At 45.1% G+C, this 25770-nt stretch carries 19 protein-coding genes; 11 read left to right on the forward strand and 8 right to left on the reverse strand.

The window, feature by feature from the left end; all coding sequences use genetic code 11:
• The first annotated feature begins 438 nt into the window (after positions 1 to 438).
• The 8 genes from gltB (at position 439) to R8O70_RS03060 (ending at position 11073) form a co-directional block, all read left to right on the forward strand.
• Positions 439 to 4902 (forward strand): glutamate synthase large subunit, encoded by a 4464-nt coding sequence (gene gltB, locus R8O70_RS03025; RefSeq protein ID WP_318184049.1) that lies wholly within the window; start codon positions 439 to 441, stop codon positions 4900 to 4902.
• A 20-nt stretch (positions 4903 to 4922) separates the two neighbouring features.
• Positions 4923 to 6335: an FAD-dependent oxidoreductase gene (locus R8O70_RS03030; protein ID WP_005381833.1), complete on the forward strand. Its 1413-nt coding sequence runs from the start codon at positions 4923 to 4925 to the stop codon at positions 6333 to 6335.
• A gap of 91 nt (positions 6336 to 6426) precedes the next feature.
• Positions 6427 to 6855 (forward strand): DUF1499 domain-containing protein, encoded by a 429-nt coding sequence (locus tag R8O70_RS03035; RefSeq protein ID WP_025768418.1) that lies wholly within the window; start codon positions 6427 to 6429, stop codon positions 6853 to 6855.
• Between the two features lie 63 nt (positions 6856 to 6918).
• Positions 6919 to 7614: a 5'-methylthioadenosine/S-adenosylhomocysteine nucleosidase gene (gene mtnN, locus R8O70_RS03040; RefSeq protein WP_005381837.1), complete on the forward strand. Its 696-nt coding sequence runs from the start codon at positions 6919 to 6921 to the stop codon at positions 7612 to 7614.
• A gap of 11 nt (positions 7615 to 7625) precedes the next feature.
• The gene (locus tag R8O70_RS03045; protein WP_258625242.1) at positions 7626 to 8573 is read left to right on the forward strand and encodes a cobalamin biosynthesis family protein; all 948 of its coding nucleotides are present in this window, start codon (positions 7626 to 7628) and stop codon (positions 8571 to 8573) included.
• A gap of 5 nt (positions 8574 to 8578) precedes the next feature.
• Positions 8579 to 9400 (forward strand): vitamin B12 ABC transporter substrate-binding protein BtuF, encoded by an 822-nt coding sequence (gene btuF, locus R8O70_RS03050; protein ID WP_017633625.1) that lies wholly within the window; start codon positions 8579 to 8581, stop codon positions 9398 to 9400.
• Between the two features lie 69 nt (positions 9401 to 9469).
• Positions 9470 to 10090, forward strand: a complete 621-nt coding sequence (locus tag R8O70_RS03055) for a TRIC cation channel family protein (RefSeq protein WP_005387377.1) — start codon at positions 9470 to 9472, stop codon at positions 10088 to 10090.
• 128 nt (positions 10091 to 10218) lie between these two features.
• Positions 10219 to 11073, forward strand: coding sequence for a LysR family transcriptional regulator (locus R8O70_RS03060; RefSeq protein WP_064353625.1), 855 nt, complete (start codon positions 10219 to 10221; stop codon positions 11071 to 11073).
• On the opposite strand, the gene R8O70_RS03065 is transcribed toward R8O70_RS03060, so the two are convergent.
• Positions 11015 to 11794: a TSUP family transporter gene (locus tag R8O70_RS03065; protein WP_005381847.1), complete on the reverse strand. Its 780-nt coding sequence runs from the start codon at positions 11792 to 11794 to the stop codon at positions 11015 to 11017. The genes R8O70_RS03060 and R8O70_RS03065 overlap by 59 nt on opposite strands.
• 249 nt (positions 11795 to 12043) lie before the next feature.
• Here R8O70_RS03065 and R8O70_RS03070 point away from each other — a divergent pair, with 249 nt between their 5' ends.
• Both R8O70_RS03070 and R8O70_RS03075 read left to right on the forward strand, forming a co-directional pair.
• Positions 12044 to 12958 carry a hypothetical protein gene (locus R8O70_RS03070; RefSeq protein WP_104975853.1) on the forward strand — a complete coding sequence of 305 codons (915 nt, stop codon included), beginning with the start codon at positions 12044 to 12046 and terminating at the stop codon, positions 12956 to 12958.
• On the forward strand, positions 12948 to 13367 hold the full coding sequence (locus tag R8O70_RS03075) for a hypothetical protein (RefSeq protein WP_169644219.1): 420 nt from the start codon (positions 12948 to 12950) through the stop codon (positions 13365 to 13367). Before R8O70_RS03070 ends, R8O70_RS03075 begins: the two co-directional genes overlap by 11 nt.
• A gap of 75 nt (positions 13368 to 13442) precedes the next feature.
• Here the strand turns inward: R8O70_RS03075 and carB are convergent, their stop codons facing one another.
• The 5 genes from carB to secA all read right to left on the reverse strand — a co-directional run bounded on the left by carB (position 13443) and on the right by secA (position 22517).
• Complete coding sequence (gene carB / locus R8O70_RS03080) at positions 13443 to 16676, reverse strand: carbamoyl-phosphate synthase large subunit (protein ID WP_005381854.1); 3234 nt, start codon at positions 16674 to 16676, stop codon at positions 13443 to 13445.
• 16 nt (positions 16677 to 16692) lie between these two features.
• The gene (carA, locus tag R8O70_RS03085; protein WP_017821483.1) at positions 16693 to 17832 is read right to left on the reverse strand and encodes a glutamine-hydrolyzing carbamoyl-phosphate synthase small subunit; all 1140 of its coding nucleotides are present in this window, start codon (positions 17830 to 17832) and stop codon (positions 16693 to 16695) included.
• Between the two features lie 481 nt (positions 17833 to 18313).
• Positions 18314 to 19123: a 4-hydroxy-tetrahydrodipicolinate reductase gene (gene dapB / locus R8O70_RS03090; protein WP_318184050.1), complete on the reverse strand. Its 810-nt coding sequence runs from the start codon at positions 19121 to 19123 to the stop codon at positions 18314 to 18316.
• 110 nt (positions 19124 to 19233) lie between these two features.
• Positions 19234 to 19632 (reverse strand): 8-oxo-dGTP diphosphatase MutT, encoded by a 399-nt coding sequence (gene mutT / locus R8O70_RS03095; protein ID WP_005387387.1) that lies wholly within the window; start codon positions 19630 to 19632, stop codon positions 19234 to 19236.
• A gap of 155 nt (positions 19633 to 19787) precedes the next feature.
• Positions 19788 to 22517 (reverse strand): preprotein translocase subunit SecA, encoded by a 2730-nt coding sequence (gene secA, locus R8O70_RS03100; RefSeq protein WP_005381868.1) that lies wholly within the window; start codon positions 22515 to 22517, stop codon positions 19788 to 19790.
• Between the two features lie 407 nt (positions 22518 to 22924).
• Between secA and R8O70_RS03105 the strand changes: the two genes are divergently transcribed.
• Positions 22925 to 23383 carry a DUF721 domain-containing protein gene (locus tag R8O70_RS03105; protein ID WP_005381869.1) on the forward strand — a complete coding sequence of 153 codons (459 nt, stop codon included), beginning with the start codon at positions 22925 to 22927 and terminating at the stop codon, positions 23381 to 23383.
• Between the two features lie 113 nt (positions 23384 to 23496).
• Here R8O70_RS03105 and lpxC read toward each other — a convergent pair whose 3' ends face one another.
• The gene (gene lpxC, locus R8O70_RS03110; RefSeq protein ID WP_005381871.1) at positions 23497 to 24414 is read right to left on the reverse strand and encodes a UDP-3-O-acyl-N-acetylglucosamine deacetylase; all 918 of its coding nucleotides are present in this window, start codon (positions 24412 to 24414) and stop codon (positions 23497 to 23499) included.
• Positions 24415 to 24515: 101 nt separating this feature from the next.
• Positions 24516 to 25754 (reverse strand): cell division protein FtsZ, encoded by a 1239-nt coding sequence (ftsZ, locus tag R8O70_RS03115; RefSeq protein WP_017633617.1) that lies wholly within the window; start codon positions 25752 to 25754, stop codon positions 24516 to 24518.
• Between the last annotated feature and the right edge of the window lie 16 nt (positions 25755 to 25770).

The following is a 25770-nucleotide window of genomic DNA, read 5'->3' on the forward strand; positions in this document are numbered from 1 at the left end:
ATGCTTCTCTCTTTCAATTGCCTAATAGCCATCAGCAATATCGATGGCTATCGGTGAAGAAAGAAAACAATTCCTTCCAATCTTTCTATTTTGACCAGCATTTTATGCTGGTCTTTTTTATCTCCCACAGAATCAAATGTTACTTTTTTGTAACAATCAATTTTCTATCTATTTGAAATTATTAAACTATTTTAGCTTATTAAATGGTAAATCGCATATTCACGTGATGATCCACTAATAACTTGACCTTTTTTACAATAAGCTATAGCTTGTGAAGTTGATGAAAATAAAACACTCAAAAAATGTTAAATATTTCACAACTTTTACTGAATAATTATACATAAAGCTATAAAGATGACGCATAGTTAGTCATCGATATCAACGTAAGCAGTGTTGATATATCTGTCGGGATGACGGATAAGCAAAGGGAGAATTGCAATGGCTCTTTATGATCCAAGTCTTGAGAAAGACAACTGTGGATTTGGCTTGATCGCGCATATGGAAGGCGAACAAAGCCACAAGCTGGTACGTACAGCAATTTCTGCACTTGACCGCATGACTCACCGTGGTGGTATCGCCGCCGATGGTAAAACTGGTGATGGTTGTGGTCTTCTATTACAAAAGCCCGATTCCTATTTACGTCTTATTGCCGAAGAAAATGGTTTCAACCTTGGCAAGCAATACGCCGTAGGGATGATTTTCTTCAACCAAGATCCAGTCAAAGCTCAACTCGCTAAAGACATCGTCAACAAAGAACTGGCGCAAGAGACGCTAACTGTGGCTGGTTGGCGTGAAGTACCAACTAATTCAGAAGTACTCGGTCCAATTGCGGCCAACTCGCTTCCAAATATTCAGCAAGTCTTTATCTCTGCACCGGCAGGTTGGCGCGAGCGTGACATTGAACGTCGTCTCTACATCGCACGCCGTCGCATCGAGAAACAAATCACCGAAGATCCGGATTTCTACATCTGTAGCTTGTCGACTCAAGTTTTGGTGTACAAAGGCCTATGCATGCCTGCGGACTTACCGCGCTTTTATCTTGATCTTGCCGATCTACGTATGGAATCTGCTATCTGTCTGTTCCACCAGCGTTTTTCTACCAACACTCAACCGCGTTGGCCATTAGCTCAACCGTTCCGCTACCTTGCTCATAATGGTGAGATCAATACCATCGAAGGTAACCGACAATGGGCACGCGCTCGTGCTTACAAGTTCTCGTCACCACTGCTGCCTGACCTACAAACTGCAGCACCGTTTGTGAACGAGACAGGCTCAGACTCGTCTAGCCTAGATAATATGCTAGATCTCTTTTTAGCTGGCGGCATGGATATCTTCCGTGCCATGCGTATGCTTGTGCCGCCAGCATGGCAAAACCACCCTGACATGGATCCGGATTTGCGTGCGTTTTACGATTTCAACTCCAAACACATGGAACCATGGGATGGCCCAGCAGGTATCGTACTGTCCGATGGTCGTTATGCTGCTTGTAACCTAGACCGAAACGGTCTACGTCCTGCGCGTTATGTAATTACCAAAGACAAGTTGATCACTCTGGCGTCTGAGGTAGGGATTTGGAATTACGCCCCAGATGAAGTTGCCAAAAAAGGTCGTGTAGGTCCGGGGGAATTGCTCGTCATCGACACTCGTAAAGGTAAGCTTTGGCAATCTAGCGAGATCGATAATGACCTGAAATGTCGTCACCCTTATCGCGAATGGATGGAGAACAACGTTCGCAAACTAACACCGTTCTCTCAGCTGCCTGAAGATCAAGTAGGTGAGCGCAGCTTTGATGAAGACTTGCTTAAGACTTATCAAAAGCAGTTTGCTATGAGCAATGAAGAAGTCGATCAAGTATTGCGTGTCCTCGGTGATATGGGGCAAGAAGCCGTCGGTTCGATGGGTGATGACACCCCGATGGCGGTTCTTTCTTCGAAAGAGCGCTTGGTGACTGATTACTTCCGTCAGAAGTTCGCGCAGGTCACCAACCCACCAATCGATCCACTGCGTGAGAAACACGTCATGTCGCTGGCGACCAGCATCGGCCAGGAGATGAACGTCTTCTGTGAAACCGATGGCCACGCGCATCGTGTAACCTTTGATTCTCCAGTACTGCTCTATTCAGACATGCAGCAACTACTAGAGCTGAGTGACGATCATTACCGTAATACCATTCTCGATATCAACTACGATCCACAACAGAAAGATCTCAAACAAGCCATTGATGATCTGTGTGAGCAAGCAGAACAAGTGGTGCGTGAAGGCACGGTTCTAGTCGTGCTTTCAGATCGCGCTTTAGTCAAAGGCAAGCTGCCAATTCCTGCAGCAATGGCAGTCGGCGCCGTTCAAACTCGTCTGATTGACGCGAACTTACGTTGCGATGCCAACATTGTTGTCGAAACCGCAACAGCCCGTGATCCACACCAATTTGCCGTCTTACTTGGTTTTGGTGCCACTGCGGTTTACCCATACCTTGCTTATGAAGCGTTAGGTAAACTGATTGATGATAAAGCACTAGAGAAAGACTACCGCGATGTGATGCAAAACTACCAATACGGCATCAACAAAGGCCTGTACAAGATCATGTCGAAAATGGGGATCTCAACCATCGCCTCTTACCGCTGCTCACAACTGTTTGAAGCAGTTGGCTTGAGCCAAAATGTGGTCGATCTGTGTTTTAAAGGCGTCACAACTCGAATTGAAGGCGCGAATTTTGACGACTTCCAGCAAGATCTTACAAACTTATCTCGTAAAGCATGGGCGAAACGCAAATCGATTGATCATGGCGGCTTGTTAAAGTACGTCCATGGAGGTGAGTATCATGCTTACAACCCGGATGTTGTCGGCACGCTGCAACAGGCCGTTAAATCTGGCGAAAGTAACGACTATCAGAGCTTTGCTAAGCAGGTAAACCAACGCCCTGTTGCCATGCTGCGTGACTTAATGTCGCTGAAAAAATCAGACTCACCGCTGCCACTTGAGCAAATAGAACCACGCACTGAACTGTTCAAACGCTTTGACTCAGCGGCAATGTCCATTGGCGCACTTAGCCCAGAAGCGCATGAAGCACTTGCAACGGCGATGAACCGTCTTGGTGGTTACTCTAACTCGGGTGAAGGCGGTGAAGATCCTCGCCGTCTCGGTACTGAGCGTAACTCACGTATCAAACAGATTGCTTCTGGACGATTTGGTGTAACGCCGCATTACCTGACTAATGCGGATGTACTGCAAATCAAGGTGGCACAAGGTGCGAAACCGGGTGAAGGTGGACAGCTACCAGGACACAAAGTCACCGCAGAAATCGCAAAACTGCGTTATTCGGTACAAGGCGTGACTCTGATCTCCCCTCCTCCGCATCACGATATCTATTCGATTGAAGATTTGGCCCAGCTGATCTTCGACCTTAAACAAGTCAACCCGAATGCGCTGGTTTCGGTAAAACTCGTCTCCGAGCCAGGTGTCGGCACCATCGCAACGGGTGTAGCCAAGGCTTACGCTGATCTTATTACCATTTCGGGTTACGACGGTGGTACCGCAGCAAGCCCATTAACTTCGGTAAAATACGCTGGTAGCCCTTGGGAGTTGGGGTTGGCAGAGACACAACAAGCTCTGGTTGCTAATGGTCTGCGTCATAAGATCCGCCTACAGGTAGACGGTGGTCTAAAGACTGGTTTAGACGTAGTTAAAGCCGCAATTTTAGGTGCAGAAAGCTTCGGTTTTGGTACTGCGCCAATGGTCGCTATGGGTTGTAAGTTCCTACGAATTTGTCACCTCAACAACTGTGCAACTGGGGTTGCGACTCAAGACGAGACACTGCGTAAAGAATACTTCAAAGGTCTACCAGAGATGGTGATGAATTACTTCATCGGCCTGGCAGACGAAGTGCGCGGATTACTCGCCGAACTTGGCGTTGAAAAGCTGACGGACTTGATTGGTCGTACCGATTTACTTGAGGCAGTAGAGGGATTTACAGCGAAACAGACCAAGCTGGATCTATCCAATATTCTAGAAGCTCCAGTATCACCTGAGGGCCATCCGCTATTTTGGACAGAGCCAAACAAACCGTTTGATAAAGCTGAGCTCAACCAAAAGATCGTTGATGATGCCATGCATGCGGTCGAAAACAGTCAATCGGCAAGTTTCTTCTACAATGTCATCAACACTGATCGTTCTGTTGGTGCACGCTTATCTGGCGAAATAGCAAAACGCTATGGCAACCAAGGGTTGGCGGCTTCCCCTATCAAAATCTATCTTGACGGCACCGCAGGTCAGTCCTTTGGTGTTTGGAACGCAGGTGGTGTAGAGCTTTACCTCACGGGCGATGCGAACGACTACGTGGGCAAAGGCATGGCGGGTGGTAAAGTGGTTATCAAACCTCACCTTGGCACTGCATTTAAGTGTAATGAAGCAACCATCATTGGTAACACCTGTCTGTACGGCGCGACCGGCGGTAAACTATTTGCAGCCGGTAAAGCAGGTGAGCGTTTCGGCGTACGAAACTCAGGTACGATAGCCGTCATTGAAGGTGCTGGCGATAACGCTTGTGAGTACATGACTGGCGGTATTGTTGCCATTCTTGGTGCGACAGGTGTGAACTTTGGCGCGGGTATGACTGGAGGCTTTGCCTATGTTCTGGATGAGAACCAAAGCTTTGAAGGTCGAGTTAATACTGAGTCTGTCGAAGCCATCTCATTGTCCGATCTTTACATCCACCAAGAACATTTGCGTGGCCTAATTGCGGAACACCTTGAAGAAACAGGGTCGAGTCATGCTGAAAATATTTTGGCGAACTTTGATGAATGGATTCCAAAGTTTTATTTGGTGAAACCACAAGCGGCAGATCTTCGCACGCTACTTGGTCACCAGAGCCGCAGTGCCGCAGAGCTGCGTGTTCAAGCACAGTAATCATGGAGGATGTTTGAATCATGAGCCAGAACGTTTATCAATTTATCGATGTGCAGCGTGTAGATCCTGCGAAAAAGCCTATAAAAGTTCGTAAGATCGAGTTCGTTGAAATCTATGAACCGTTCACTAAACAACAGGCGACTGCACAAGCGGATCGCTGCTTAGATTGTGGCAACCCATATTGTGAATGGAAATGCCCAGTCCACAACTACATCCCTCAATGGTTAAAACTTGCCAATGAAGGTCGTATTCTTGAAGCGGTTGAACTATCGCATCAAACCAATAGCCTACCGGAAGTATGTGGGCGCGTTTGTCCTCAAGACCGCCTATGTGAAGGTTCATGCACGCTTAATGATGACTTTGGTGCCGTCACCATCGGTAACATAGAAAAGTACATTACCGACAAAGCGTTTGAAATGGGCTGGAAGCCAGATATGTCCAAGGTGGAGTGGACCGATAAAAAGGTTGCAATCATTGGAGCTGGCCCAGCTGGCTTGGCTGCAGCGGATATCCTAGTGCGCAATGGCGTTAAGCCAGTCGTGTTTGACCGCTACCCTGAAATTGGAGGCCTTCTGACCTTCGGTATTCCTTCCTTCAAGCTTGAAAAAGGCGTGATGGAAAACCGCCGCCGTGTGTTCACTGAAATGGGCGTCGAGTTCCGCATGAACATGGAAGTAGGCAAAGATGTCCAAATGCAAGAGCTGCTTGATGAATACGATGCTGTTTTCTTGGGCGTTGGCACCTATAAATACATGCGTGCAGGTCTAGATAATGAAGATGCGCCGGGTGTGTATGACGCGCTGCCATTTTTAGTTTCGAACACCTACAAAGTCATGGATCTTGAGAGTAACCAACCCTTTATCGATATGGCAGGAAAGAAAGTCGTCGTACTGGGTGGTGGTGATACAGCAATGGACTGCGTTCGTACCTCAATTCGCCAAGGTGCCTCCAACGTAGTTTGTGCTTATCGTCGTGATGAGGCCAACATGCCAGGCTCTCGTCGCGAGGTAAAAAACGCAAAGGAAGAAGGCGTGAAGTTCATGTTCAACCTTCAGCCTTTGGGAGTGGAAGTGGATGCGTCAGGCAAAGTATCGGGGGTCAAAGTGGTGAAAACCGCACTTGGTGAACCTGATGAAGCAGGTCGCCGACGTCCAGAGCCCGTTGAAGGCAGCGAGCACGTTCTACCAGCAGACGTTGTTATCATGGCGTTTGGTTTCCAGCCGCACAAAATGGACTGGTTAGCACCGTTTGATGTCGATTTGGATCAATGGGGTCGTATCAAAGCCCCTGCTAAGCAAGAGTTCCAATTCCAGACCAGCAACGAAAAGATCTTCGCGGGTGGCGATGCGGTACGAGGTTCTGATCTTGTTGTAACCGCTATTGATGAAGGACGAAAAGCGGCAGAAGGCATTCTCGATTACCTCGAAGTTTAATCTCAGCTAACCTCACAAAAAGGGTCCTGTTATTGGATCCTTTTTCTTTTGTATCCATATAATTAGAAACAAAATTATAAGAGTAAATACAATGAAAAAAGCCGCTCTCCTTTCCATTACTTTGCTCGGCTTAACCGCTTGTAGCCAAGGAGTCACAACCATGACGGATCGTTCTCAATCACCTTGTGGTGACAAACCAAACTGCGTCTCCACCCAAGACACGCGAGAAAAATACAACCTAACGCCATTTATCTTAGTTGATTCAGCGAACATCGACGCTATTGAGCAAGTTGCGCTTGAACTGCCAGGCGCGAAAACCGCGGTGAAAGAAAGCAACTACCTTCGTATCGAGTGCACATCTAAAATCATGCGCTTCGTGGATGACCTCGAACTAAAAATAGCAGGAGACCAACTGATTGTGCGCTCGGAATCTCGTGTGGGCTACTCTGACTTTGGCGTAAACAGAAAGCGCGCCGATCAATTACGAGAAAAGCTCACTCAAGCGAAGCTCATCAAATAGAAAACTGCCAACGGGGAGTGCTATACTCTCGGCCAACTAAAATATTTACTTAAAGAGAGTGTTATGAAAGTTGGTATCATCGGTGCGATGGAACAAGAAGTGACCATCCTGAAGCAAGCAATTACAAACTGCAAAACTGTAAATAAAGCAGGTTGTACGTTTTTCTCTGGTCAAATTAACGATGTTGAAGTCGTCGTACTACAATCGGGCATCGGTAAAGTTGCAGCGGCAGTGGGCACGACAATCCTTCTTGATGAATACCAACCAGACGTTGTGATTAACACAGGCTCTGCTGGCGGTTTCGATTCAAGCTTAAACCTTGGCGATGTAGTTATCTCTACAGAAGTTCGTCATCACGATGCAGACGTAACCGCTTTTGGTTATGAAATTGGCCAAATGGCCGGTCAACCAGCTGCATTCAAAGCGGATGACAAGCTAATGGACTTAGCCGAAAAAGCCCTAGCACAAATGGAAAACACTCATGCGGTTCGCGGCCTAATTTGTACTGGCGATGCGTTTGTTTGTACTGCTGAGCGTCAAGAGTTTATTCGTAAACACTTTCCGTCTGTTATCGCTGTAGAAATGGAAGCATCTGCTATCGCTCAAACTTGTCATCAATTCAACACTCCGTTTGTTGTTGTGCGTGCAATCTCTGATGTCGCTGATAAAGAATCACCAATGAGCTTTGATGAGTTCCTACCTCTAGCAGCAAAAAGCTCTTCCGAAATGGTATTCAAAATGCTGGAACTCATTAAGTAAACGACTCATTCATGGAAGAAGTTTTTCAGTCATTTTATGCCAACGGTGCGCTCCTTATAATGTGGGGCGCACTGATCTTGCACCTTCTAGTGCCAATCCCCCATTCAGCGCACCCCATCACTTTATGGCGAAAGCTAGCAGAACAGCTAGCCAACAAAGTGAACAATAATCACAATTACTCACAGAGTGTAATCTCAGGCAGTCTTGCATTAGGCTTGATGCTGTTTCCTTGCTTGATATTACTGGTTGCAGTAAAGCCATTTGTTTGGCAAATCCCTTTATATGAACTGGTTCTATTGATCATTGCGCTAGACTGGCGTAACAGCGAAACGTTAACGAAACAGCTCTTCACAAGTATCTCTTCGGAAGACAAAGCTCAGTGTCGAGCATTACTGAGACCATATCTTAATCGCGACACTGGTAGCCTCTCGATCGTTGGCATAGGTAAAGCTGGCTCAGAAACCCTGATTATGGGATACAGCCGCAACGTGATCGGCGTGCTATTTTGGTACGCACTAACAGGTGGTATTGGTGCGTTAATGTATCGACTCACAACAGAATTAGCGCGAGTGTGGTCCCCTAGCCGACGCCAATATTTGCCCTTTGGTAAACCTGTGATTCAACTGGTTGCTACTCTGGATATTATTCCACTTCGTCTCTTTGCCATACTTTTAGCTGCCGGAAAGAATACAAGTAATGTGCTCTCTGGAATACAACAGCAAGCGAAGTCTTGGCCCTTACCAGGACCTAGCTGGGTGTTATGTACTATCGGACACAAACTACAACTGTCTTTATGCGGCCCTGCTATCTATCAAGGTGTGCGTGCAGAGCGCGCAAAAATCGGTGGGCGCATTGCGCCATCGGCTATTCACCTTTCACAAATACATACGCTGCTCGTTTGGCGCGTCCTGGCTTGGATCGCAATCCAAAGTTTGCTTTTAGGAATAATTTATCAATGATTATGATGAATAAATTATGCTTCGCATTAACGCTGTTTGTTTCGACAGCGACCTTCGCTCAACCCGCTCAACGCATTATAAGTTTAGCTCCACATGCCACCGAAATTGCCTTTGCAGCAGGGCTAGGAGAGCAGCTTGTTGCTGTCAGCGAAATGAGCGATTATCCAGAACAGGCAAAGCAGCTAGAAAGAGTCTCAAATTATCAAGGAATTAAATTAGAGCGCATTATTGCTCTTCAGCCGGACTTAGTGATTGCTTGGCCAGCCGGAAACCCCGCTAAAGAGTTGGAGAAAATTAAACAGTTCGGTATTCCTATCTATTACTCCACTACAGGTTCATTAGAAGATATCGCCAATAATATTGAGCAACTCAGCCAATACAGCGAAACTCCACAAGTAGGAAAAAAGGCCGCTGAAGATTTTAGAACGCAGCTGAGTACACTAAAAGAACAGTACAACACGAACGAGAAAGTTAGTTACTTTTATCAGTTGAGTGAAAAGCCTATCATCACTGTCGCTGGAAAGAACTGGCCAAGTGAAGTCTTTACTTTTTGCGGTGGTGAGAACATTTTCGCCGCATCCAGCGCGCCTTATCCTCAAGTTAGCATCGAGCAAGTCATTACTCGCCAGCCAGAGGTTATTTTTACTTCTCGTCACGCAATGAGTAACGATGGTATGTGGGCTGAGTGGAGTAATGAGCTTCTTGCTCTTAAAAACAAACACATCTGGTCCCTAAATTCTGATTGGATTAACCGTCCGACACCACGCACATTGAACGCGATCAAGGAAGTGTGTGAGCACTTTAAAAGCGTTCGTCAAAAACGCTAACGATTTCGTGGCAAATACCGTACAATTTCCGCCCATTTTTTCTCACACTATTTAAAGGTACTAAGTAACATGGACTCCATGCTGCTTTATATGATCGATTTGTTCGGTACCGCTGTTTTCGCTATCTCTGGCGTATTACTGGCGGGCCGTTTAAAAATGGATCCATTCGGCGTTATCGTGCTCGGCAGTGTGACTGCTATAGGTGGCGGAACAATCCGAGACATGGCGCTTGGTGCCACTCCCGTATTTTGGATAACAGATACGACTTACTTATGGGTGATATTTGTTACGTGTCTACTAACCATGCTTGTTATTCGAAGACCCAAGCGACTCTCATGGTGGGTATTACCCGTTTGTGATGCCATCGGTCTCGCTGTATTTGTGGGAATAGGAGTAGAAAAGGCACTCGCCTACAATGCATCTGGGATGGTCGCGGTGATAATGGGGGTTATTACTGGCTGTGGCGGTGGCATTATACGAGACGTGCTGGCTCGCGAAGTTCCTATGGTATTAAGAAGTGAAGTCTATGCTACGGCATGTATTATTGGCGGCATCTTCCATACGATGGCGGTAAACATGGGTTATGACCACTCAACGGCTTTACTCGCTGGTGTAATCTCAACGCTCATTATACGTCTCGGTGCGATTCGTTGGCATCTATCCCTGCCAACTTTTGCCATTAACCGTTAAACACCAACAACATCACTCATTATGGAGTCGACCAAGTGTCGGCTCCTCTCATTTATGCTCATTTGATTCGCCAATTCTTGGGCAATTCGCTAAATTATCTCAACCATTCCTAACTTTCATTAATCATTATGTTGCTTGAAGGTATTGAAACGTTACTTGTCCTCAGTAAAGAAAAAACCATGAGCCGCACAGGCAGTCAACTCTATATTAGTCAATCTGCCGTGAGTAAACGTATTTCAAATCTAGAGAAGAAGTTAGGAAAAAAATTGATAGAGCCAAATGGTCGGCACATAAAGCTGACCTCCGATGGCCTTGCCCTCATAAACACAATAGAACCCACGTTCAATGAGTTAAGAGGAAAAATCCACGATCAACAACAAATAGAAGATACTTCTTTAATCAAAATGGACTGCTCTGAAACCTTAGTGGCGGGATACCTCAGCATGATCATGGCAGAACACTTTGCCCATGATCAGTACATACGAATATCGACCAATCATACGCCACGCATTATTGAGAATGTGAAATCAGGCAAAGCAACATTGGGATTTTGCGCTGGCTATCTACCACCTCATCATGGATTAATGAGCCTTCACCTCGCCGATGAACCTTTCTCAATTGTCAGTCGACATTCACTTTCACAACTACCTAAAGCTATTTTGACCAATGACCTAACTAACCCTGCCAACACATATCAACAAGCTATTTTATCCAAACACGGAATCGAACCTTTGATGGAAATGGATTCGTATACTGCGGCAGCACAACTGGCTTTGGGAGGTATGGCTCCCGCTTTAATCCCTAAATCTATCCTAACGACACTTAATATCACATCTAAGTTCTGCTATGACTTTGAAGAGCTAGATCAGTTAGTTCGACCAATACATATCTGCTTACGTCACAGCACATATCGTAGCGAACGAGTTAAAGCACTGACAGAATCCATTGCTGATGTTGTTGCCAAAGAAGTTTCGTTGCCATAAGCATCGACATCACTATAACTAGAGGACGAATCCATTTTTGTCCTTTACTTACCACGACCTTCGCTCCTAACTGAGCACCAAGAAAACCGCCAACAGCCATGGTTAAGCCAAGCTTCCACACGGGCAACCCAGCGAAGATAAAAAAGAGTAGTGCCGCAATGTTTGACGTGAAATTGAGAATTTTGGTTCTAGCAGTGGCTTCGACCAAAGAAAAGTGACCTAGTGCAACAAAACAAACAGTAAAAATAGATCCAGTCCCAGGGCCAAAAAAGCCATCATAGAAACCGATTCCGCCACCAATGCATAGCGCAAACATCGCTTCAGATAACTTTGGTTCTCCATCGATTTTTCGCGTACTTGGCGCGAGTAAAAAATAGAGGGAAATGGCTATCAAAAGAACAGGGATCAAACTGGTGAGTACGCTAGCATCAATAAACTGCACAGCCTCGGCACCGATTGCAGCGCCTATAAAAGTGCAGAGTATCGCAAAACGCATTTCCTTTAAGCTGACAATACCGTTACGCACGAAATACCAGCTAGCAGAGAAACTGCCAAACGAACTTTGTAACTTATTGGTTGCTAGAGCTTGAGTCGGACTCAACCCCGCAGCCAAAAGCGCAGGGAGCGTAATGAGCCCCCCCCCACCAGCCATCGCATCAATAAAGCCTGCGGCAGTCGCAACCAAAAATAAGGCCAACAAAATCTCAACCGTGATTTCCACTACACTTCCTTTTTGAAGAGGTATCAAAGAGGAAGAAACGGTAGCACTTATTCACAAAACTACCAATGGAAAGTCAAGACACCAATCTATTCCTAATTTTCATCAGTCAATAAATCTAGAGAATGATACATTAAAAATATCAATTACATCCAAATATAGAGCCTCACCTCAAGAGCCTCTTAATATTTTGATAGAAAAAGAAAATGCTGTCTTAATAGGAAATATTTAATCTGATAAAAAACGAAAATAATGGAAGCCTTACTAACTCGACCATCAATAAAAGAGCAGCAATTACGCTTAAAAATCGAACAGATAGTGAATGTTAATCAGCTATTCAGCGTTATTGACTCTAAACCAGAGACTAGCGGTGCGGGTGTAATTTATATTGATAACAAATTCACCGTTGTACGCTTAAGAGACTTTAAATCCACATGCCATATCAATCCTACCTTTATCATTCTACGAGAACCGATAAAATTACAATCATCTCAAGAATTTGCAAAAAAAATAAAACAGGAAGAGTCAAAATCAAGATTCAATCAAGAGCTTCTATCAGCGAGCATTAGCTGTATTGGTGCAGCGATTGGCTGGATTGGGGTAGTTGGTTCGGGGCTAACAATACCAGTAAGTGGTCCTGTGGGCGTAACTATGTCCTATATCTCACACGCCGCTACTGTTGCTGCCACAGCTCAATGTGCTATTGGAGTAGCAAGAACCCGTATGGTATCTAAATCACCAGACAAATTATCGGATATAGACAGTAATGAGTGGTATCAAAATACAACTAAAGCTTTAGATTACATCTCCTTAGCTGGAGCGGGCGCTAGTGGATATCAAACGATAAAAATGGTTCAATCTCTTAAGCAAACCACTAAGAAAGGCGTTCCCGAGATTCTAAAAGGCTTAAACAGACAAGAAAGAACAAGATTAACTAAAGAAATCATCCGTAAAAACCTTCCGAGCATTTCGAATAAAGCTCGTAAACAGCTAATGTTGTCAGGAGAAATTCCTAAGAGGTATTCACAAGCAACAATATCCGCATCCATTTCTCATCAGCTTCTAGATGCAATTGGAGGCTCAATTAGCATAGTAGGAAGCGGTTATTCGGGAGAGTTAAGAAATCTTGCAATTGGAATCTATGAGGAATTGAAAGTTGAATACTAAATCAATTAGCATAGCAAACATCTCACTAAGTATATGTTTATACTTGGCATTGACTATTGGTCTGGCTATTAGCTTGAGCATTTGGAATGACTGGTTTTCTTTCACTCAACACATTGCTCTAGATACTTACCTTCTTACATTGGGAGCTATTACGGTTGTTGTTGTATGCATTCCAAACATTCTGACAATAAGCAAAGGATTAAGTATTGCTGCAAAAATAAACTTACTTACTATCTCTTTTATCATTCTCACTTGCAGCATTAATTTTGTTGCAGCAAGTGGTAGTACTATTTCTTCATCTTTGGGTACATTGCTTGCCATCATTAGCTTAATGATCTTCAAAAGCGAAGCATACCAATCGTTCCTAGCACACTTTAATGCTCTTCATTTTAGAAAAACCTCGATATAAAAAAGCCCGCTCAAATGAGCGGGCAATGAGGTTGTCATGTAAGCCCTGATTAATGAGCTTACTGATTTTTATCTGTTACGCGTCTAGACTCGCTTTCACTTTAGCGTGCAACTCTTGAACCGAAGTTACTGACGCTTTTGCGTCTGCAGTATGAGACATACATGTAGCGAACGCTGCATTCAGTGTCGTTGTGTAGTTCACTTTTTCTGCCAGTGCACCACGGCGTAGAACTTTCGAATCTTCAATCGCTTGACGACCAGCAGCCGTGTTTACGATATAGGTGTATTCGTTGTTCTTGATGCGGTCAAGAATGTGTGGACGACCTTCGTGTACTTTGTTTACCAAACGTGGGTTAATACCCGCTTCGCCCAGAATTACAGCAGTACCGTGTGTCGCATCCAACTGGTAACCCAGTTTCACTAACTTAGAAGCTAGGTCAACAACACGCTCTTTATCACCTTCACGTACAGACAGTAGCGCACGACCACCTTCAGGATAAACCGCACCACAACCTAGCTCTGCTTTCGCGTAAGCTTCTGCGAACGTTGCACCCACACCCATTACTTCACCTGTTGAGCGCATTTCAGGGCCCAATAGAGGGTCAACACCAGGGAATTTGTTGAACGGCAGAACCACTTCTTTCACTGAGTAGTAAGGAGGGATAATCTCTTTAGTAAAGCCTTGTGACTCTAGAGATTGACCCGCCATTACACGTGCAGCGATTTTCGCTAGAGGAGCGCCTGTCGCTTTCGATACGAATGGTACCGTACGAGCAGCACGAGGGTTCACTTCAATTAGATAAACGTCGTTATCTTTCACAGCAAACTGCGTGTTCATCAAACCGCGTACACCGAGTTCGAATGCTAACTTCTCAACTTGCTCACGCATCTTGTCTTGAATTTCCTGACTTAGCGTGTATGCAGGCAGTGAACATGCAGAGTCACCAGAGTGAACACCCGCTTGTTCGATGTGCTCCATGATACCGCCGATAACGACGCGTTCACCGTCACAGATAGCATCAATATCAACTTCGGTTGCATCATCCAAGAAACGGTCTAGTAGAACTGGAGACTCGTTCGATACGCTTACTGCTTCGTTGAAGTAGCGACGCAGGTCTTGCTCGTCGTATACGATTTCCATCGCACGACCACCGAGTACATAAGATGGACGAACAACTAATGGGAAGCCAATTTCTTTCGATTTCTCAACCGCTTGCTCCATCGTTGTTACTGTCGCGTTTTCTGGCTGAAGTAGACCTAAACGGTCAACAGCGGCTTGGAAGCGTTCACGGTCTTCCGCACGGTCGATAGCATCTGGGCTAGTACCAATGATTGGCACACCAGCCGCTTCTAGAGCACGAGCCAGTTTAAGTGGCGTTTGACCACCGTACTGAACAATCACACCTTTTGGTTTTTCAACGCGAGCGATAGACAGTACATCTTCCAGAGTTACTGGTTCGAAGTACAGACGATCAGACGTATCGTAGTCAGTGGATACCGTTTCTGGGTTACAGTTAACCATAATGGTTTCGTAACCGTCTTCACGCAGCGCAAGTGATGCATGAACACAACAGTAATCGAATTCGATACCTTGGCCGATACGGTTTGGACCGCCACCAAGAACCATGATCTTATCTTTGTCTGTTGGGTTTGCTTCACATTCTTCATCGTAAGATGAGTACATGTAAGCCGTGTCAGAAGAAAACTCTGCTGCACATGTATCCACACGTTTGTAAACCGGATGAATATCAAACTGCTCACGAGCACGGCGAATTTCACTTTCAGCGACACCAAGCAATTTAGACAAGCGAGCATCAGAGAAACCTTTGCGTTTCATCTGACGAAGCACTTCTTTGGTCAAACCTGCGTAGCCGCCCGCCTTGACTTGTTCTTCGAGTTTTACAATTTCTTCGATTTGAACCAGGAACCAGCGGTCGATTTGAGTCAAGTTGAACACTCCGTCGACTGACATACCCGCTCGGAATGCATCGGCGATGTACCAGATACGCTCTGCACCTGCTTCTTTAAGTTCGTGACGAATCTTAGTCAGTGCATCTGGTGCTTCCAGATCGACCATCTCATCAAAACCAGTTGCGCCAACTTCTAGGCCACGGAGTGCTTTGTGAAGAGATTCTTGTTGGTTACGACCAATCGCCATTACCTCACCAACCGATTTCATCTGAGTTGTCAGACGGTCGTTTGCGCCAGCAAATTTCTCGAAGTTAAAGCGAGGGATCTTAGTTACGACGTAGTCGATAGTTGGTTCAAATGACGCGGGTGTTGCACCACCTGTGATGTCGTTTTGTAGTTCGTCTAGCGTAAAGCCAACAGCCAGTTTCGCGGCAATTTTCGCAATTGGGAAGCCTGTTGCTTTTGATGCTAGCGCAGAAGAGCGAGATACACGCGGGTTCATCTCGATGATGACCATACGACCATCTTTCGGGTTGATACCAAACTGTACGTTTGAACCACCTGTTTCAACACCGATTTCACGCAGAACAGCTAGCGATGCATTACGCATAAGCTGGTATTCTTTGTCAGTCAGTGTTTGTGCTGGAGCAACCGTGATTGAGTCGCCCGTATGGATACCCATTGGGTCAAAGTTCTCGATTGAACATACGATGATACAGTTGTCCGCTTTGTCACGAACGACTTCCATTTCGTACTCTTTCCAACCGATTAGTGACTCATCGATAAGAAGTTCGTTGGTCGGAGATAAGTCCAGACCGCGACGACAGATTTCTTCGAACTCTTCTTTGTTGTACGCGATACCACCACCAGTGCCACCCATGGTGAACGATGGACGAATGATACAAGGGAAGCCAACCATATCTAAAACTTTGTAAGCTTCTTCCATGCTCTTCGCTGTATCTGCGCGAGGACACTCAAGGCCGATAGACTTCATCGCTTTATCAAAACGAGAACGGTCTTCCGCTTTGTCGATTGCATCAGCCGTTGCACCAATCATCTCTACGCCAAACTCTGCGAGAACGCCGTGCTTCTCTAAATCTAACGCACAGTTAAGTGCTGTCTGACCACCCATAGTTGGCAGAACTGCATCAGGACGTTCTTTCTCGATGATCTTGCGTACCACTTCCCACTGAATCGGCTCGATGTAAGTCGCATCTGCCATCTCTGGGTCAGTCATAATCGTTGCTGGGTTAGAGTTAACCAGGATAACTCGGTAGCCTTCTTCGCGAAGAGCTTTACACGCTTGTGCGCCAGAGTAGTCAAACTCACATGCCTGACCGATAACAATCGGACCAGCACCAAGAATTAGAATACTTTGAATGTCAGTACGTTTTGGCATTATCTACTACTCCGAATTAAGCGCTGTGTTTTTTGATTAGTTCGATAAAGTGGTCAAATAGCGGTGCCGCGTCATGTGGACCTGGGCTCGCTTCTGGGTGACCTTGGAAGCTAAATGCTGGCTTGTCTGTGCGGTGGATACCTTGCAAAGAGCCATCAAATAGCGATACGTGAGTAGCACGTAAGTTTTCCGGTAATGTTGCTTCATCGGCCGCAAAGCCGTGGTTTTGCGAAGTGATCATCACAACGTTACGCTCTAAATCTTTTACTGGGTGGTTTGCACCGTGGTGACCAAACTTCATTTTCACCGTTTGCGCACCTGATGCTAGCGCCAGAATTTGGTGACCTAGACAAATACCAAAAATTGGCAAGCCTTTTTCTAGGAACACTTTGGTTGCTTCAATCGCGTAAGTACATGGCTCTGGGTCACCAGGGCCGTTCGATAAGAATACGCCATCTGGATTTAGTGCCAGAACTTCTTCCGCTGACGTTTCTGCAGGTACAACCGTTAAGCGGCAGCCGCGGTCAACCAACATTCGTAAGATGTTGCGTTTTGCGCCGAAGTCGTAAGCGACAACGTGGTATGGCAGCTCGCTGTCATCTTTCGCCTCTGGAAGTCCACCTTCAAGCGTCCACGAACCTTGCTTCCATTGATACGCTTCTTTTGTTGTAACTTCTTTCGCAAGGTCCATTCCTTTTAAGCCTGGGAATTCTTTTGCTTTCGCTAGTGCCAAAGCTTCGTCTAGGTTGTTGCCCGCAACAATACAGCCGTTTTGAGCACCTTTTTCACGCAGGATACGAGTGAGCTTACGAGTATCGATATCAGCGATGCCAACGATATTTTGCGACTTAAGATAATCAGAGAGGGATTGTTCGTTACGGAAGTTAGAAGCGATTAGAGGAAGATCGCGAATCACAAGGCCTTGTGCATGAATGGAAGAGGATTCTTCATCTTCGGAAGTGGTTCCGGTATTGCCAATGTGAGGATAAGTGAGAGTGACGATTTGCTGAGAATAGGAAGGATCAGTGAGGATTTCTTGATACCCCGTCATCGAGGTATTAAAAACGACTTCACCAACGGAAAGACCATCTGCCCCTATGGACACTCCGCGGAACACTGTCCCATCTTCTAGGACCAACAGTGCTAATTTACCCAAGACAACCTCCAGAATAAAAATGCAAAAAAAATAAATCAAACTGCAAACATGCCTTCCTTTACCTATAAAATCTACATAAATAGGTATTTCAGACAAATTGGCGGTATTCTAAAGTTGGACTCGAAACCTGTCAACCTACAATCAAAAATAAATGGTTAATTTCTAGCGAGTAAGGTCATTTTGAATCAGTAATGCCCAAAAAGATAACTTTTACATGCTATTACATAGAGAGGCATAGAGGTTTAATGAATTTTACAAATTTGAACTTTTTAGAGATCACAAAAAAGTATGAGTTTTTCACGCAAACGTTCACCCAACAGAAAAGACATTAATTTTTAGACATCAAAACCCAAAACACCCACAAAACAACCAAAATAACAACAAAAGTAAGTACCAAAATACTTTCTGTTAGAATCATTTCATTTACAAATAATTCTATAGATATAAAAAAGCCGGCTACCGCCGGCGAATAATTATGTATTTAGAGTTCATTCAATCCCAAAACATCTGTCATGGTATAAAAGCCCGCTGGTTTGGCACTCAACCAAACAGCGGCCTTGACGGCGCCATTAGCAAACGTCATACGATCGGTCGCTTTGTGCGTTATCTCCACTCGTTCCCCAATATCAGCAAACATGGCTGTGTGCTCACCGACAATATCGCCAGCGCGAATTGTAGCAAAGCCGATCTCATCTTTAGTACGTTCACCTGTGATACCTTCTCGCGCATAGACAGCTACATCATTCAGCTTGTTGCCCATCGCACCAGCAATGGCTTCGCCCATCCCGATAGCGGTACCAGAAGGAGCATCAACTTTATGACGATGATGTGCTTCGACAATCTCAACATCACAGTAGTCGCCCATCACTTTGGCTGCTTTCTCAAGAAGCTTAAATACTAGGTTCACACCAACAGAGTAGTTAGGAGCCATGACAACAGGCACTTGCTTAGCGGCTTCGTCAATCAGTTCACGCTCTGCATCACTGAAACCAGTCGTCCCAATCACAATACTCTTTCCATGCTTCTTACACAGTTCAAGATTCGCCAACGTACTTACTGGGGCAGTAAAATCGATGATTACATCAAAATTATCGACGTCTTTAGCAAGATCATCCGTTAAGAACACATCGAATTTGCCTTCACCACAAAGTTCACCGATATCGACACCGACAAGTGAGGACTCAGGTCGTTCTGATCCCGCGCTCACTATCGCCTCTGAGTTAAGGTGTGAAGCTTTAACCAAATTACGGCCCATTCGGCCTGCTGCTCCTGCGATTGCAATACGAACCATTGCGCTTTCTCTCCTTCTCTGGATAACGAGGTTTGCTCTCGTTCTCTCGTTTCGCTTAATCTGTTTAAACTAACAACATACCGTGGTTACCACAAGCAAGTTCATCAGGCTTAAGCGAACTCTTTTACGACACGCTCCAAGATAGGCACGTTCGCTTCAGGAAAGGCATAGTTACCCAATTCTCTTATCTCAACCCAGCGACCTTCTTGACCTTCTCGGCCGTAAGGCTCATTACTGAACTTAGATACCGTAATAAAATCAAACTTAAGTGATTTGTCTGGATAGTCATATTCCAAATGCTCGAAAAGGGCTTGCTCAGTAACTTCAATTCCTACTTCTTCTTCAAGTTCTCTTGCTAGAGCATGTTCAATACTTTCTCCTGACTCGACTTTCCCGCCGGGAAACTCCCAAAACCCGCCTTTATGCTTGTCGTCTGGACGCTTTGTAATAAAAATTTTTGATTTGTCTTGGTTAAAAATAATAGCCGCGACTATGTGAATTCTTTTCATAGGGGTTCCTAACTCTCAAGCCGTTACACTTCAACGGTCTTTGCATCTCTAAAACTATCCGATGCTATCAAAACTTATGAAATTCGACAGCCACAGAATTTGCTTAAAAAAAGAGCCGCCTAGGCGACTCTTTAAAAAATTATCTGACTAATACGTTAGTCGATCTTGCCGTGGCACTGTTTATACTTCTTACCACTACCACAAGGGCAAGGCTCATTGCGACCTACTTTACGTTCATCACGTACCATTGGCTGACTTGAACCTTCTTCAGATTCTTCACCTTCAGAAAGAGGGTTTTGTGCTGCTGCGTGTTGCGCTTGAGCACGACGAGCGGCCTCTTCAGCTTGCGCACGACGTTGCTCTTCCATACGTTCAACTTCTTCTTGTTGCTGAACTCGAACGCGAGATAGAACAGTAATCACATCAGTTTTCAGCGCTTCTAGTAGACCTTCAAACAGTTCAAACGATTCACGCTTGTATTCCTGTTTCGGGTTCTTCTGCGCATAGCCGCGTAAGTGAATACCCTGACGCAAGTGATCCATTGCTGCCAAGTGCTCTTTCCAAAGCGTATCCAGAGTTTGAAGCATAACCGATTTCTCGAAGTTACGAAGCACTTGCGCACCCACCACTTCCTCTTTCTCTTTGTACACTTCAACGGCTAGATTGATGATCTTCTCGCGTAGCGCCTCTTCGTAAAGCTTATCGTCTTCTTCAAGCCATTGCTTCACTGGCGCATCAAGATCGAAGTCTGCTTTCAAGCGCTCTTGCAGACCTTCAACGTCCCACATATCTTCTAGTGATTGTGGCGGGATGTACTCATCAATAACCGCGGTTAGCACATCTTCACGGTTTTGCTCGATCATACCGCTGATGTCTTCAACGTTCATCAATTCGTCGCGCAGCTCGTAGACAACCTTACGCTGATCGTTCGCCACATCATCGTATTCTAGTAGCTGCTTACGGATATCAAAGTTACGACCTTCCACTTTGCGCTGTGCTTTTTCAATTGAGCGAGAAAGCATTTTCGATTCAATAGCTTCACCTTCTTCCATACCACTTTGAATAAGGCTCGCCATACGATCAGAAGTGAAAATACGTAACAAAGAGTCTTCCATAGATAGGTAGAAGCGCGATGAACCCGCATCACCTTGACGACCAGAACGACCACGTAGCTGGTTATCAATACGGCGAGATTCGTGGCGCTCAGTACCAATGATGTGTAGACCACCAGCATCTAGTACTTGATCATGTACCACTTTCCACTCTGCTTTAATCGCATCGATTTGTTCTTGAGTTGGGTTCTCCAAAGCTTCCACTTTTGATTGCCAACTACCGCCAAGCACAATATCCGTACCACGACCGGCCATGTTGGTCGCGATAGTTACCGCACCCGGCATACCCGCTTCAGCAACAATTTCCGCTTCCTTCTCATGGAATTTCGCATTCAATACGTTGTGTTTGATCTTCGCTTTCTTCAAGGCGTTGGAGAGTAGTTCTGATTTTTCAATCGATACGGTACCAACCAATGTTGGCTGACCTTTCGCAACGCGCTCTTTGATATCTTCAATGATTGCAGCAAACTTCTCAGCTTCGGTACGGTACACCACATCCGGCATATCGTTACGAATCATTGGTTTGTTGGTTGGGATAACCACCGTTTCCAAGCCATAAATAGATTGGAACTCAAACGCTTCAGTATCCGCAGTACCTGTCATACCAGACAGTTTTTCGTATAAGCGGAAGTAGTTCTGGAAGGTAATCGAAGCCAAAGTTTGGTTTTCGTTTTGAATCTTAACGCCTTCTTTCGCTTCTACTGCTTGGTGAAGACCTTCAGACCAACGACGACCTGGCATTGTACGACCAGTATGTTCATCAACAATTACTACTTCACCTTCGTCAGTAACGATGTAATCAACGTTGCGCTCAAACAACACATGAGCACGCAAAGCGGCATTCACGTGATGCAACATGCTGATGTTAGTCGGTGAGTAAAGTGTGTCACCCTCTTCCATAAGACCATTTTTCACCAACAGTTCTTCAACGTACTCTTGGCCCGTTTCTGTGAGGTATACTTGCTTTGATTTCTCATCAACAGTGTAGTGACCATCACCACGATATTCTTCAGAGTCTTCTTTGTCTTGCTTTTTAAGATGCGGGATCAAAAGGTTGATTCGGGTGTATAGCTCAGAGCTATCTTCAGCAGGACCAGAAATGATTAAAGGGGTACGAGCTTCATCAATTAGGATTGAGTCCACCTCATCGACAACTGCAAAGAAGCGTTCACGTTGTACGCGATCTTCGCTACGGAAAGCCATATTGTCACGAAGGTAGTCAAAACCAAATTCATTGTTCGTTCCGTACAAGATGTCAGCTTGGTACGCTTCTTTTTTCTCTTGAGGAGGCATGTTTGGCACGTTTACGCCAACAGTCATACCTAAAAATTCAAATAGAGGGCGGTTTGTCTCTGCATCACGTTTAGCTAGATAATCGTTCACTGTTACAATATGAACGCCTTTACCAGCTAGGGCATTTAGGTAAGCAGGGAGCGTTGCCGTCAGCGTTTTACCTTCACCCGTACGCATTTCAGCGATTTGACCCGCATTTAGAACCATACCACCGATAAGCTGGACGTCGAAGTGGCGCATACCGTAGACACGCTTAGATGCTTCACGAACCGTAGCAAAAGCTTCTGGAAGTAGTTTATCAAGAGTTTCACCCTTCTCTAGGCGCTCACGGAATTCAACCGTCTTTGCTTTTAACTCTTCGTCACTTAGAGCTTCGAATGTTGGCTCAAAGTTATTAATTTCTTTTACAATTTTTCTAAGGCGGCGCAGTGTTCGGTCGTTGCGACTGCCAATCACTTTTGTCAGTAGCTTAGTTATCATTTTTCGTGAATCTCTCTTTATTCAGACCGTTCCCGATCTACTCATAATGCCTTCAGTCTCTGCCAGTTTGGAACTAAGAATACTGAGATAAATCATTTATCAAAGATATTGAGTTCAAACATCCATATTTCAAGGCTAAGTTTTGAAACAATGTGGCTTAGTGTAAGGATTTTTAATCGATACAACCATAAATAGACGTATTTGTTTGAAGCACTCTGAAGTTTTTACTTAAAGTGGTGACTGATTAGCCGATATTGCATACCGCAATATGTGTAATCCATCCAGAGCAAACTTTGCTTTTTACCTTGCTACATTGTAAAACTGAAGCTAAAGACGTTAATGTAAACTATACCTTGATAGAAAGCTGCTCTAGAATAGCTATATCTCAACAAAATTAGATTTTACCTATGCGTGATCACCGTCCAACCTCGACTGAAGATGTTATTGCTGAGTCACAGTTCAAGCAGATTCAAGAACATGCTGGAGAAATCTTACAGCTTAACCAAGCTTTGCAAGAGGTCTTACCCATGGGGACGGCCGATCATTGCCGAGTAGCGAATGTTCGTAACGGACATCTATTGATCGATGTCTCCAGTGCCGCGATCAAAATGAAGATCGATTACGATCGCCTCATGATCCTAAATAAACTTCGTACTCAAGGCTTTGCCAAGCTGATGAGCGTTGAAGTGAGGATCAATCCTTCACTATATAGAAACCGCTTTCAACAAGACGACAGACCTAAGCGTCCACCACTAACAGAATCTGCAGCAAAGTCATTAATGACGATTGCCGACATGGCGCCACCTAAAATTCAAGAGCGTTTAAAACGATTAGCCGATATGGCAGAAAAGGAAGATCGTAAGTGAACGTTATTTCAATATGCTGAAAGCTTGAATGTTATTGATAAATCCAGGATTAAAGCCAAATAGCAAAAAACCAGGCATAAGCCTGGTTTTTTATTAATTCTAATGCCAAGTATTTACGCAAGCACCATATTTGGTTCTGCGAATGCTACTGGTGAGCCGACTTCTTCTTCGAATGTAGTCCACTCCCACGCTTCCTGATCTGCAAGAACAGCACGTAACAGTTGGTTATTTAAACCGTGGCCAGATTTAAAGGCACGGAATTCACCAATGATTGGGTGGCCACACATGTAAAGGTCACCAATCGCATCCAACACTTTGTGAGTCACAAACTCATTTTCAAAGCGTAGACCTTCTTCATTAAGAATACGGTAATCATCCAAAACGATAGCATTGTCAAAACTACCACCCAAAACTAGGTTTTGAGATTGTAGATATTCGATATCACGCATAAAGCCAAACGTACGTGCTCGAGAAATCTCACGAACAAAGCCTTTTGACGAGAAATCAAACAGCAAACGTTGCTCGTCTGATTCAATCGCTGGGTGATTAAACTCAATTTCGAAGTCCATACGGAAGCCGTTAAATGGTACAAATTCTGCCCATTTATCACCATCTTCAAAACGAACTGGCTTTTTGATACGGATGAAGCGTTTTGGCGCATTTTGCGTTTCGATACCTGCTTGTTGTAGCAAGTATACAAATGGGCTTGCACTACCATCCATGATCGGAATTTCAGGTGCGTCTACTTCGACAACAATGTTATCGATGCCCATACCAGCAAGTGCCGCATTCAAGTGCTCAACAGTTGAAATACGCACACCTTCATCGTTTACCAATGCAGTACAAAGCATGGTGTCACGAACCGAAGCTGGATCAGCTGGAAAATCTACAGGTGGATTTACATCTGTACGACGGTAAATGATACCTGTATTTGCAGCAGCCGGGCGCAGAGTAAGTGTGACTTTACGACCAGAGTGGAGACCCACACCAGTTGTTTTCACTATTTCTTTCAGAGTACGTTGTCTGATCATCTGCTTGCCTCTCAAAAATTTGCTACAAAACACGGCCGTCTGTAACGTCGACCGTGAATGCTACCATAATTTTGAGCCATGTCAAATTTATGGGTTAAAGATTAATCAGCCTGACGACGCAAAAATGCCGGTATATCTAAATAACCACTTTCCTTTTCTTGCTTTGGAGCCGCAGAACTTTGGCTCGACGAAGCTGGAGAAGAAGGAGCAGTGTTTGTCGGCTGAGGAGTTACCTGTGGCTTCTCTTGCACTTGATTATTTTGCAAGGTCTGTGCCGGTTTTTCTTCAGCTTGCGTTGCCGCTGCTTGTTGCTGTGGTTGAGCTTGCGGCGTCGGTGCCACTTTAGCTTTACCACCCGCAACTAGCGTGATATCTGGCTTTTTCTCATTACCAATACCTGTCGCTACAACTGTTACGCGAATTTCGTCAGTCATATCAGGGTCTAGAGAAGTACCGATAACAACAGTCGCATTGTCAGAAGCGAATGCCTTCACTGTATTACCAACCGTCTCAAACTCGTCAAGACGCATATCCAGACCAGCAGTAATATTGACAAGAACACCACGAGCGCCTGCTAGATCGATGTCTTCCAGAAGTGGGCTAGAAATTGCCATTTCAGCCGCTTCTTCAGCACGGTCTTCACCTTTGGCGATGCCGCTACCCATCATTGCGTGACCCATTTCAGACATTACAGTTCTTACGTCCGCAAAGTCGACGTTGATCATGCCAGGGCGAGTAATTAGCTCAGCAATACCTTGAACGGCATTCTTAAGAACATCGTTAGCGCTTGCAAAAGCTTCTAGTAGTGTTACACCACGACCAAGTACTTTAAGTAGCTTTTCGTTTGGAATCGTGATCAAAGAGTCAACATGCTTAGATAGCTCATCGATACCTTGCTCAGCAAATGCCAAACGCTTTTTACCTTCAAAACTAAACGGTTTAGTTACTACCGCTACTGTTAGAATGCCAAGCTCTTTAGCCACTTCAGCAATAACAGGCGCTGCACCAGTACCGGTACCGCCACCCATACCAGCTGCGATAAACACCATATCGGCGCCAGTCAGGGAATCTTTAATTCGATCTCTGTCTTCGAGAGCTGCGTCACGGCCAACCTGTGGATTAGCACCTGCACCCAGACCTTTAGTGATATCACCACCGATCTGAATAACATTGCCAACGCTTGTCTTACGAAGTGCTTGCGCATCAGTGTTGACGCTGATGAATTCCACACCTTCGATGGATTCACGCACCATGTGTTCAACGGCGTTACCACCGCCGCCACCAACCCCAACGACCTTGATTACTGCATCGTCAGACATTTCCATCATCGGTTCAAACATGTGTTGTCTCCGTTTA

The sequence above is a fragment of the Vibrio sp. 779(2023) genome (assembly GCF_033344285.1).
In the GTDB taxonomy this organism is placed as follows: Bacteria; Pseudomonadota; Gammaproteobacteria; order Enterobacterales; family Vibrionaceae; genus Vibrio; species Vibrio alginolyticus.

Coding starts and splice junctions, on each gene's coding strand:
- carB (WP_005381854.1), bottom strand. CDS start 16,676: ATGCCAAAACGTACTGACATTCAAAGTATTCTAATTCTTGGTGCTGGT.
- mtnN (WP_005381837.1), top strand. CDS start 6,919: ATGAAAGTTGGTATCATCGGTGCGATGGAACAAGAAGTGACCATCCTG.
- ftsZ (WP_017633617.1), bottom strand. CDS start 25,754: ATGTTTGAACCGATGATGGAAATGTCTGACGATGCAGTAATCAAGGTC.
- R8O70_RS03060 (WP_064353625.1), top strand. CDS start 10,219: ATGTTGCTTGAAGGTATTGAAACGTTACTTGTCCTCAGTAAAGAAAAA.
- btuF (WP_017633625.1), top strand. CDS start 8,579: ATGAATAAATTATGCTTCGCATTAACGCTGTTTGTTTCGACAGCGACC.
- mutT (WP_005387387.1), bottom strand. CDS start 19,632: ATGAAAAGAATTCACATAGTCGCGGCTATTATTTTTAACCAAGACAAA.
- lpxC (WP_005381871.1), bottom strand. CDS start 24,414: ATGATCAGACAACGTACTCTGAAAGAAATAGTGAAAACAACTGGTGTG.
- gltB (WP_318184049.1), top strand. CDS start 439: ATGGCTCTTTATGATCCAAGTCTTGAGAAAGACAACTGTGGATTTGGC.
- R8O70_RS03070 (WP_104975853.1), top strand. CDS start 12,044: ATGGAAGCCTTACTAACTCGACCATCAATAAAAGAGCAGCAATTACGC.
- secA (WP_005381868.1), bottom strand. CDS start 22,517: ATGATAACTAAGCTACTGACAAAAGTGATTGGCAGTCGCAACGACCGA.
- R8O70_RS03055 (WP_005387377.1), top strand. CDS start 9,470: ATGGACTCCATGCTGCTTTATATGATCGATTTGTTCGGTACCGCTGTT.
- R8O70_RS03105 (WP_005381869.1), top strand. CDS start 22,925: ATGCGTGATCACCGTCCAACCTCGACTGAAGATGTTATTGCTGAGTCA.
- R8O70_RS03045 (WP_258625242.1), top strand. CDS start 7,626: ATGGAAGAAGTTTTTCAGTCATTTTATGCCAACGGTGCGCTCCTTATA.
- R8O70_RS03035 (WP_025768418.1), top strand. CDS start 6,427: ATGAAAAAAGCCGCTCTCCTTTCCATTACTTTGCTCGGCTTAACCGCT.
- dapB (WP_318184050.1), bottom strand. CDS start 19,123: ATGGTTCGTATTGCAATCGCAGGAGCAGCAGGCCGAATGGGCCGTAAT.
- R8O70_RS03030 (WP_005381833.1), top strand. CDS start 4,923: ATGAGCCAGAACGTTTATCAATTTATCGATGTGCAGCGTGTAGATCCT.